General features: G+C 35.2%; 9 protein-coding genes. 4 read left to right on the top strand and 5 right to left on the bottom strand.

The window, feature by feature from the left end:
* Both ACSHXM_RS18925 and wecB read right to left on the bottom strand, forming a co-directional pair.
* Positions 1 to 648 (bottom strand): hypothetical protein (locus ACSHXM_RS18925; RefSeq protein ID WP_435691429.1); only part of this gene is annotated, 648 nt, incomplete at its 3' end.
* A gap of 159 nt (positions 649 to 807) precedes the next feature.
* Complete coding sequence (gene wecB / locus ACSHXM_RS18920) at positions 808 to 1,944, bottom strand: non-hydrolyzing UDP-N-acetylglucosamine 2-epimerase (protein ID WP_435691427.1); 1,137 nt, start codon at positions 1,942 to 1,944, stop codon at positions 808 to 810.
* A 137-nt stretch (positions 1,945 to 2,081) separates the two neighbouring features.
* Between wecB and ACSHXM_RS18915 the strand changes: the two genes are divergently transcribed.
* From ACSHXM_RS18915 to ACSHXM_RS18905, 3 genes are read left to right on the top strand one after another with little or no spacing between them, the layout of a single operon-like run.
* Positions 2,082 to 3,032: a polysaccharide deacetylase family protein gene (locus tag ACSHXM_RS18915; protein WP_435691425.1), complete on the top strand. Its 951-nt coding sequence runs from the start codon at positions 2,082 to 2,084 to the stop codon at positions 3,030 to 3,032.
* A complete protein-coding gene (locus tag ACSHXM_RS18910) occupies positions 3,025 to 4,257 on the top strand; it encodes a hypothetical protein (protein WP_435691423.1) in 1,233 nt (410 codons plus the stop codon). Before ACSHXM_RS18915 ends, ACSHXM_RS18910 begins: the two co-directional genes overlap by 8 nt.
* A 4-nt stretch (positions 4,258 to 4,261) precedes the next feature.
* Entirely contained in the window at positions 4,262 to 4,951 is a 690-nt protein-coding gene (locus ACSHXM_RS18905; protein ID WP_435691421.1) for a sulfotransferase family 2 domain-containing protein, read from the top strand.
* A gap of 197 nt (positions 4,952 to 5,148) precedes the next feature.
* Here the strand turns inward: ACSHXM_RS18905 and ACSHXM_RS18900 are convergent, their stop codons facing one another.
* From ACSHXM_RS18900 to asnB, 3 genes are read right to left on the bottom strand one after another with little or no spacing between them, the layout of a single operon-like run.
* A complete protein-coding gene (locus ACSHXM_RS18900; RefSeq protein WP_435691419.1) occupies positions 5,149 to 6,351 on the bottom strand; it encodes a glycosyltransferase in 1,203 nt (400 codons plus the stop codon).
* A gap of 7 nt (positions 6,352 to 6,358) precedes the next feature.
* Positions 6,359 to 8,293 carry an acyltransferase family protein gene (locus tag ACSHXM_RS18895; RefSeq protein ID WP_435691417.1) on the bottom strand — a complete coding sequence of 645 codons (1,935 nt, stop codon included), beginning with the start codon at positions 8,291 to 8,293 and terminating at the stop codon, positions 6,359 to 6,361.
* Between the two features lie 24 nt (positions 8,294 to 8,317).
* Complete coding sequence (gene asnB / locus ACSHXM_RS18890) at positions 8,318 to 10,195, bottom strand: asparagine synthase (glutamine-hydrolyzing) (RefSeq protein WP_435691431.1); 1,878 nt, start codon at positions 10,193 to 10,195, stop codon at positions 8,318 to 8,320.
* A gap of 296 nt (positions 10,196 to 10,491) precedes the next feature.
* Here asnB and ACSHXM_RS18885 point away from each other — a divergent pair.
* Positions 10,492 to 11,276, top strand: a 785-nt coding sequence (locus ACSHXM_RS18885; RefSeq protein WP_435691415.1) for a glycosyltransferase family 39 protein, incomplete at its 3' end; no start/stop codon positions are given.

Here is an 11,276-nt window from a genome sequence, read left to right as displayed (position 1 = left end):
ACCATAAGCAATCAATTGACTATTAGTGGTATTTTCTCCTTGTTGCAAAATACTGTTGGTGATTATTAGCTCACCGTAATTTGCCATATCAACAAGTCGACTATCTTTTCCATCTAAGGATGCTAAAACGCTATTTGTTATCACAACTTTTTTCGACCGAGACTTAACACCTGTCCCTTCACCTTTAGTCGATAGTATTTTTGATGAATGAATTAATAACTCGTCAGCTTTAATATATAAAGCATGTGCGTAGCCATCACCTTTGGCTTTACCACCTAATCTTTCAAATCTCGATGACACTATTTTAACTACACCCGCTTTGTCGCTGGTCATCACACCAGATTGGCTATCATGAACATACAAGTCTCTAACCGTTAAATTTGTTCCTTCAAATCGAATACAGGCGCCGTTCAAATCAGGTACTTTAATGTTCCTACATTCAATATTTTCAACCAATATATTATCACCCGTTAAAACTAACGCCCCCTTTTCATCTGTAACCGCACCATCAAATACGACGCCCTTTTCACCAATAATTTCAAGGTTGTCTTGATGTAAGTATATTCCTTGGTCAAAAACCCCTTCAAACAAATAAATTTGACTGCCCCTACGAATCGCATTTTTGGCAGCTGATAACGATTTAAACATAACTCCATCTACTGATATTTGATTGCCATAAGCGACTCTAGTAAAAAAAAACTTCGTCACCAATAAAAGCAATAAAAGCTGAGCACAATTCACCAGCTACTGCACACCCTTGATAGTGTTAATGCAACAATACAAGCCAGTGTTACAATGGATATGAGACTAATTTTCATTATTAAGTCCCTCAATCAATTGTTTCACAATTCTCTGACATGCTTGTCCATCACCGTATGGATTGTGAGCCTGAGACATCTCCTTATATACGTCAATATCGTTTAATAACAGTAAAGCTTGTTCCACTATTTTTTGTGTATCTGTACCAACTAATTTAACTGTGCCTGCAGCAACGGCCTCCGGTCGCTCCGTGGTATCTCTCATCACCAACACTGGTTTCCCCAAAGACGGAGCTTCCTCTTGTACACCACCAGAATCAGTAATTATTAAATAAGATTTATTCATTAAATAAACAAAGGGCAGATAATCTTGAGGTTCAATCAAAAATACATTAGGTAGTTTTGATAACAGACGGTTTACGGGCTCCCTCACATTAGGATTTAAATGCATTGGATAAAGTATCTGTACGTCAGGCCTTTGGGTCGCTATTTCTGCTAATGCCACACAAATTCGCTCGAACCCGTCACCGAAGCTTTCACGTCTATGCCCTGTCACTAATATCAATTTTTTGTCGTCATCTAAAAATTCGAACTTTTTAGCTAACTTTGCATTCAATTCTGAGTTGGTATCCAGTTTTTTCGACACCCATAACAAAGCGTCGATAACGGTGTTTCCAGTAATAAAAATTGAAGACTCAGGAGTCCCTTCATTTAGCAAATTTTGCTGCGACAATTGAGTAGGTGCAAAATGAAAGTTAGCTAATGCTCCCGTTAATTTTCTATTACCTTCTTCAGGCCAAGGCGAATATAGGTCACCTGTTCGTAAACCAGCCTCTACGTGTCCAATTTTAGTTTGTGAATAAAATGCAGCTAAAGCAGATGAAAAAGTCGTAGACGTATCACCATGCACAAGAATAACATCAGGTTTGAATTCGGCTATTACCGACTTAATACCCAGTAGAATATTCACAGTCACATCAAACAAATCTTGACCGGGCTTCATAATGTTAAGATCGAATTCAGGAACGATTTCGAATAAGTTTAAGACTTGATCTAACATTTCTCTGTGCTGAGCAGTAACACAGACCTTAGATATCAATTGCTCGGACTCTGCCAGCTTATGTACAAGAGGGGCCATTTTTATCGCTTCAGGGCGCGTACCAAATACGGTTAAAACTCTTTTCATATCAATACTATCAATTCACCTATATATTATGCGCTATATTGTTAAACCTATTCGAACGAAGGTCTAGTTTTATTTTTAATAACGAATAGATTAATATGAACATTCTTAATAACTAGAGTTTTTAGGTAGGGATATCAATGCTGTCACTCGGGTTAAAATTGTTAGCAGAAATTAGTAAATGGCGATTAGGTGAATATCCTTTAGCGGTTATTTATTTCCATAGAGTATTAAATCAACCAGATCCATTTTTGCCAGATGATCCTACGATTGAAGAATTCGAAAGGTTAATAGCAACTCTAAGTAAACATTTTTCAACGTATACGATATCAAAAGCATTAGAACTACAAGCTATTGGTGAACTACCTAAACTAAGCTTATGTATTTCATTTGATGATGGCTACGCAGATAATTTTACTAACGCTTTACCCATTTTAAAAAAATATAAGGTTCCCGCTACATTTTTCGTAGCGACAAACGGTACGCGCCTGGGGTACCTTTGGAATGACATTTTACTAGACAGCATTCGTCATACACAAAATCCAGTATTGACTGTGGCAGGGCAGACGAAACACCTAAATACTATTGAAAACAAAGTAAATACCTATTTAAAATTGGTTAGCCAGCTTAAATTTATGCAAAATCAAGAAAGGGACGAAATTATTTCTGCAATTGTTAAGCAGCTAGGAACAATTGGAACCCCAAGATGCATGATGACTGAAGAGCAAGTCAGAAATTTGCATGACGATGGGCATGAAATTGGTGGGCATACAACTACACACAGTATTTTAGGAGTTCAAAATAACGAAGTAGCACTCACAGAAATTCAGACAAACCGTGATGACTTAGAAGAAATATTAGCCACAAAAATTAAGACTTTTGCTTTTCCAAACGGGAATTATCCTCGCGACTTTGACCAACGTCACATTGATATGGTAAAAGAATGTGGTTTTCAATTCGCTTGCTCTACAAATGATGGGGGGGTTACCTCAAAATCTAACCTATACTCAGTATCAAGATTTATGCCGCACAGAAAAGAAAGAAACCAATTTTGTTTATCATTAGAAAAAATAGCAGGTGAATGTGAATAAAAAGATATTAATGGTAGCTTTTGATTACCCACCGAGTAAATCAGTTGCAGGTCAAAGAACATTGAGAATGACCCAATATTTACCTGAGTTTGGGTGGGATCCGATTATTTTGACAGCTAAAAGTAAGGCTTATGATGGCTTAGATCCTTCTCAAATAATTCCTACTCACATGGCGGGGAAAATATACCGAAGCCGAGCACTTGATGTTGATCGTCATTTATCCATTAAAGGAAAACATTTTAACTGGATGAAAGTTATTGATCGCTGGTCAACTTGGATTCCCTTTGCCATATACCAAGGCTTAAAAATAATAAAAAAAGAGAAACCTAATGTTATATGGTCAACATATCCAACACTCAGTGCTCACATCATCGCAAATGAACTAAGTAAACGCACCGGAATCCCCCTAATTGTAGATTATCAAGATCCCCTTGGTTACATTCATAAAAACGATATCTCCAATTTCAAAAAGAAAATTAGCTTACGAGTTGATAAAGCTGTATTAACTCGCTGTGCAGGTGCAGTTTTTGCTACTGATGAATCAAAAAACGCTTATATTGAATACCATAAAATTAAATCTACAGATAAATATCACTGTATTGAAAATGGGTTTGATGAGAGTAACTTTGAACTAATAAAAACACTTTCTAAAAATACTGAAACACCCTTTAATAATAATAAGTTCAGTCTTTATTATAGTGGTGTGTTATACCCTCATGGCAGAGATCCTGCTCCCACATTTGCAGCTTTAGCTAAATTACAAAAAAACAATATAATTACTGAAAATAATTTTGAATTGATTTTTCAGGGAGCTGGTGATGGGAATGCGTTCAAAAATATAGTCGAGCAGTTGAATATTCAAAGCTTAGTTAGGTTTATCGAACCAGTACCTTTTGTCGAATCTTTAAAGAATATGATGGAAGCTTCAGCGTTACTTCTAATTCAAGACGAAGTTTTTAAGCTTCAAGTACCGGGAAAATTATTTGAATATATACGAGCTAGAAAACCAGTGTTAGTAGCAGCACCGTTAAATAGTGCGACTGGGCAAGTTGCTACAAAGTCAAAATGCGGTAATGTTGCCCACAGCGAAGCAGAGATATACGATGCATTGTTTTCTTGGTTATCGGTTTGCCCGACTATAGATAGCCAGAAAGATATCAATTCATACTCACGTTATGAAAAAGCAAAACAACTTGGCGTAATTTTGGATAAAACGATCAATTAATATTATGAATAAATCAGCCAACCCACTAAAAAAACTATATAGAAATACTCTGCCGCAATTAATACAACAAAAAATCGATGTTTTACGTGGAGAATCACAAGTATTTAGGCCATGCTTTCAAGAAACCAAATCAATATTTATTCACATCCCCAAAGCAGCAGGTACTAGCATTGCCAGAGCCATATACGGTATGAATGTTGGCCATAGAAAAGCAGTTGACTACCAAAAAATATCAAAAAATGAATATAGTAAATACTTCACTTACTCTTTTGTTAGAAATCCATGGGATAGAGTAGTGTCAGCGTATAACTTTGCACGACAGTCTGGCACAAAATACGTACAACCGATCCCTAACCCCATTTATCAGTCAGAGTTATTTAACGACTTTGAAACATTCATCACTCAATGGTTACCTTCAGCTGATTTGAGCAAAGAAGACGTCGTTTTTGCCCCGCAATATTGGTATATCTATGATAAAAACATGAATTGTTTAATCGATTATATTGGCCGGATAGAAACACTTGATTTGGATTTAAAAGAACTGGAGAAAAAATTAGATATTGAAATAACGATAGAACAATTAAACAAGTCTAATCGAGCTAAGAGCTACCGTGAATACTTTAATGATGATACAAAAAAGATTGTCGAAAAAGTATATCAAAAAGATATTGAGTTATTTCAATACGAGTTTTAACTGATGTTAAACACTTAAAGTTAATGCTATTTTTGAGTAACGATAAATAAAACGGATGTACGCATACTGACTCAGAACTTGTATTTTATCTTCACCAAACCTTCTAATAAAGTTTTCTAGTATACAACCTTTAAAATTAATCTTCATAAAAGGGATTATTGCTGGCTACATAACCTGATCCCCATATCTCTAATATCTTATTTTTCATTTGGAAGCCCATCGATCGTATTGAGCACATTACGAGCACACCAATCCCATGTGTATTTACTGAAAATGAGAGCATTATTTTCTCTAATGTTTGTCGTGAGCAACAAAGACTCTATCGCAGACTCCAGCTGCTTGACATTTTCATTGTCAAAAGCAATACCTAAATCAGGTTCACTTGCCATAATCTCCGGCACACTGCCAACTTTTGAAGCAACAACAGGAGTGCCGCATGCCAAAGCTTCTGTGAGTACGTTGGGACTGCCCTCACCTCGACTAGACAAACAAAAAACATCAACTGCATTATACCAAGTAATCAAATCTTGATTAAGCACTGCGCCTTTAAATACAACATGTTTCTCTAAACCATGTTCTTGGACATATTGTTTAAGCTCAGCCCGGTAATCACCTTCCGCACCTTCTGCGCCTAGAATGTAAAAAACTAAATTGGAAAACTTAGGTTGTTTTGTGAGGACAGCTAGAGCTTGGATAACTAGATCAAACCCTTTACGCCTAATCAAAGCGCCTACACCTAAAACAATATGTTGAGAACGCTCTAACCCTAGCTTGTCTCGGCATTCATTTTTATCTAAATAAAAAAACTTTTTGGTATCTACACCATTTCTAATAACTGATGTACGGTTTGCTGTTTGGGCTATTTTATCTGCTGCATCAGCCATTTCATCACTAAGAGAAATAACTTGGTTTGCCTCTTTCAGGTACTTAGCTACGACTTTCTGCCGGATGTCATTATCTTGAAGGTGAAACGCCTCCATGCCACGTAACGTAATATTGAAAGGAACATGATATTTTTTATGTAAATAATATCCGGTTGGAAGATCAGGAAAAGTCCAATGCAAATCTACTAAATCAAATGTCAGTTCAAATTTCCGAACAACTTTATCTACAGCTTTTTGGTAAGAACTAATTTCAACTGATTTAAGATAACCAGGTATTGATAAAAACCTTGGATGATAAACAGTTAGCCCATCTAAAACTTCTACTTCAGGAACGTCACTTAAAATCTTAAACTTATCGATAAACCCGTGTATAGGTGAATTAGGGATGGGGTTAATAATAGTTATATCCAAATAACGACTCATTGCTTTTAAACGATTTAAAACAAAAATGCCATGATTAGGTTGTTTACTATTTGGAAAAAGATAACTAACTACAAGTATTTTTTTTATTTTCATGACATTTCTACTTATCTAATGTTTCAACAAATATTGGTGCTAAACTTTTAGCTCCATCATAAGACAAGTGATTTTTGTCGCTGAAATAAAGTTTATTGTCTTTAAAAGCACTGCATGCATTATCAGCACAAAACGTATCTAACAGAGAAAAGTAATTAACATTTTCTCGGTTTTTTACATTTTCAAGAATAAACTGGTCATATTCGAGGCGCTTATCTTCTACTAATTTTAGAGAAGTTTCGCAAACAGGCGCTTGTGTATAACGAAATAATGAGTGATGTAATTGGCAGCGTTTAGGGTCAACTTCAAAGTTAGGAAGAGCATCCAAAAACCACACTTTCTGATTGTTTGATTCCAATAATTCAAACTGTAATTTTAAATTGGAATAGAAAGTACGGCGTGAGTTTTCGATACTCTGCTCCATATTTGAGTCATCAGCTAAATTGTCAGCAAGGGGATAGTTAGCCCAGTTTGCAGCCAAAAAGACAATATCATAATTTTTGTTGACTATTTTTTGCCAAATTTGACTGTTGTGATTATAACAATGCTCACTATAAGAGCGATTTATTCGATATACGCCTCTAATCGGAGGGCATCCAGCAAAAGGAATTAATTCTATATTTAAGTTTAGTTCGTTGCTTAATTCTTCCGATAAACCATATAAATGATTAGCATGTGAATCTCCCCATATCAGCACATGTTTTAGCTTCACTGAAGACTTAGGCCTAAATTCACATCCATTTTTAGCACTTGACGTCGGCAGAGAAACACTACAGTGATTTGGACTAGAAACAGCACTTTGAAATAAAGCAAGCTCATCACTGTTATAACGAGAAGGCAATCCTTTATTAGCAATAATATACAACGAAGAGGCGCCAATAATTAACGTAGGTATAATAAACAGTAGGAATGTTGCACGAAGGAACGTTATCTTACTGCGCAAAAATGGCTCTTCAATAAAGCGTCTAGAAAAAATAGAAACTCCAATAATAAGTACCACACTACAAGACATCACAATTAAAGAAGGATTAAAGAAGTAATATTTAGTGAATGAAATTATAGGCCAATGCCACATATACAAACTGTAAGAAAGTAAACCAATATACTGCATCCATTTAAACGACAAGAATTTGTTTATGCTTGCATGTCCCGCCCCCTTTACAATTAAGACTCCCGTTGCCAAACATGGAAAAATCGCTATATAACCAGGGAACAGCATATTTTTATCAATTAAAAACACACTGCAAATTAAAACAATAAAAGCTAACAATGACATATAATCAGGCAGGTTAACAAACCGTTTATAGTACAAGGCAAATATTGCCCCAATCATTAATTCATAGGTTCTTGTAAAAATTGCGTAGTACGCAAAATCAGGATGAGACTTGGATAACAAAACCGACAGAACAAAAGAAACACTAAAAATAACGAAGACAGAATAATGTTTAATCACTAAAAGTCGTGGAGAGAATATGACCATTAAACATAAGGGCCAAAATATGTAGAACTGTTCCTCCACTGACAGTGACCAAGTATGTATTAAAGGCGTTAATTCAACTGCTTTAGAAAAGTACCCGCTATTTAACCAAAAGTAATAGTTTGAAACGAACATTGAACTTGATAACAAAGATTTAGCTAGCCCCACTAAATCTTCAGGAAAGAAAAACACTCCCCCAACAATCAGAACCGAAATTGCAACAGAAAAATATACCGGCAGAATTCTCTTAATTCGTCGACTATAAAAATTGGCAATTGAAAACTTTTTGTTTTTTAATTCCCTAACAATAATGGATGTGATTAAAAAGCCTGATATTACAAAAAAGATATCTACCCCTACAAACCCACCTGGCAACCAGGATGGATTAATATGGAATATCAGCACCGCAATTACAGCGAGAGCTCTAAGCCCATCTATGTGAGGTTGATGTTTCATATTACTCATTAAGCTAAATCCATTTTATTCTTATTAATAATTTTTTCTCAACCACTCTTCAAGCACGACTAATTGCCACAACGTTTTATGATGATCGTATTTGTCTGCATTGTGCTCTTGAATTAATTGTTCAATTCGTTCCTTTTTAAAGAACTGATTTAATTTTGTATCTTCTGACAACAATAAGGATTCAGCATAGTCTCGAAGCTCATTTTGAAACATAAGTTTCAAAGGTGTCGGAAAGCCCATTTTTTTACGATAAATAATTTCTTTTGGAAGGATGCCCTCCATCATTTTCTTAAGAGGGTATTTTCCTTCACCTTTTTTAATTTTATGGTGAGAGGGAATGGTTGCAGCAAACTCCACCAATCGATAATCTAAAAACGGTACTCTTAACTCCAAAGACGCTGCCATGCTCATTCGGTCCGCTTTAATTAACAAATCATCAACTAACCAAGTTTTAGTATCAAAATACAACATCTTATTTAATTGGTCTTCGCCTTTGGTTTTCTCAAAAAGTTGCTTTGAAAAGGCACGACTACTGACTTGCTCTGGTTGCTCGATAAGCCCTTTAAACTCAGGTTTATATAGCGCTTCTTTTTGGTGATCTGGGTAGGTCGACATACCCTTATATCTTTTTTCAATGGGTTGTGTAGCCATATTAAGGTACTTAGATACTTTATGACTTTCACCCAATACTTTATTGGACACACCAGCAAAAAAGTTCGCTCCACTCTGACCGACTACATTTCGATACTTTTCTAATACATTCATGTATTGATATAAATCGTAACCGGCAAATATCTCGTCTGAACCTTCACCAGACAAAGCTACTGTTACTTTTTCCTTGGCTAACTTAGCAACAAAAAATAGTGAGATAGCAGCTGCTTCGGTAACAGGTTCGTCCATTAGTGCAATATATTCTGGTATGAACTCTTTAAATTGTGTTGGGGTTATTTTTATTTCGTGATGATCCGTTTGAAACTTATCCGCAATCATTTGTGCATAGGGTGTTTCGTCAAAATTTTTGCCGAAATCATAACCAATAGAAAACGTTTTTAGTGGCTCTTTTACTTTGTCCGCTAGCAAACCAACCACGGCGCTCGAATCAATACCACCACTCAAAAAGATCCCAAGAGGAACATCACTACGAAGCCTAAGATCAATAGCACTTTCTAATAGTTTTTTGCTTTCATCAACGTAAAAATCAAAACCTTTGTCATTTTGATTATTAAATTTTAAATCCCAGTACTCAGTAATTTTGACATCATCGCCATTTATTAGAGCATAATGTCCAGGCATCAAACGTTTTATACCTTGATGTAAAGTATTCTCTCCGGGAATATATCCAAAACTCATAAAAGAATCGATGAGTTGCATATTTAGCTCAGGTTTAGTGTCTAAACCGCGTAATATAGCTTTAGTTTCGGAAGCAAAAATAAATTCATTTTGCGATTGGTAGTAATACACGGGTTTAATACCGAGTCGATCTCTAGCTAAAAATAGCTGTTTAGTTTGAGTATCGTAGATCGCAATGGCGAACATGCCATTAAACTTATGTAAACAATTCTCACCATATTCCACATAAGCTTGCAGAATAACTTCAGTGTCGGTTCCTGTTTCGAATGTATACCCTTTTAATTCCAGCTCAGCTCTTATTTCCAAATAGTTAAAAACTTCTCCATTATAAGAAATAACGAAACGCTGAGTAGCTTCTATTCGCGGCTGATGGCCGGCAGGTGTTGGATCTAATATACTTAACCGTAAATGAGCTAAACCACAATAGCTATCGTCAGACACCCAAATTCCGTTATCGTCAGGACCTCTATAAGGCATTGTATCTCGCATACTCTGCAAACGTTTGGAGTCAACTAAATTACTATAATTGAGTGTCCCTAATATTCCGCACATCGTAATTTTTGCCACTTAATATATAAATTCGCTATATTTTTATTTAATTTTCACGGCTCGTCTATATAAAATTTATATACATTGATTTTAGACAGGTAAAACAGACAGATGTATCACTTAAACAATTCAATATTAAATGCCAATAATTTATTTTCGTAGTATGTTTTTATGCTTAAATTAGATAACATGCTGGAATATTTACAAACTAATGTAATAAAGAATATTTATCATTGTAAAAAGTTGAAATTTTATTTTCCCGTAATCCACATTAATCAGGATAGAGCTAGAATTTGTTTATGGAACAAAATACCCCACTAAATTCACGTAATAATTATGTTTTTTTACTAGTTTTATTTTTCATTGGATTAACGATAAGAATAACTCAACATTATGGTTTTCTTGGTACTGACGATAGTGTAATTACCACTAATGCTCTTAGAATATTACATGATGGGATGTATACACCTTTTACACACTATGACTCTCGTTTAGGCTTAATATTACCCGTATATATCATTTTTGAAATATTGGGGACAGGAGTTCTAGAATCATCGATTTTCCCTATTGTTACTTTTTTACTACTCCCCCTAGTACTCTATAAGATTGGTATTCATATTGGATTGGCTCAAAACTATGCATTCTTAGCTGGAATAATTGTTCTCATAACGCCGATAAACATTGCTTTTGGCTCAAGTAATTATCCGGAAGTGCCTTTTTCATTTATGGTATGCGCAGCAATTTATTTCTTTCTTAAATCCAATATCCATTTAGATGATCAAAAATCGCAACTTTCACACCTTTTGATAGCGGTGTTCTTTTTATTTTGGGCCTATTTAATAAAAATTGAAATAATTTTTGTATTAGCTGGTATTTCATTTTTCTTTCTAATCAATAAAAAATTCCTATTAGCAATAAGCCTTCTAATTGCCCCATTAGCTTTCATGATTATTGAAGACTTGCTTTTCTATCTATCTACCACAGATAATTTTCTAAACCGTTTAGACATTCTCACAAGCGGTAGAGATAGTTCAGTGAAAACGGCAAGCCATGGAGGAACTCAACTTTGGGTATTCCCTAAGTC

It is taken from the genome of Paraglaciecola sp., from assembly GCF_051252315.1.
Taxonomy (GTDB): Bacteria; Pseudomonadota; Gammaproteobacteria; order Enterobacterales; family Alteromonadaceae; genus Paraglaciecola.
The sequence above is the reverse complement of the archived record's forward strand: the minus strand, read 5'-3'. Positions and strand labels throughout refer to the sequence as shown.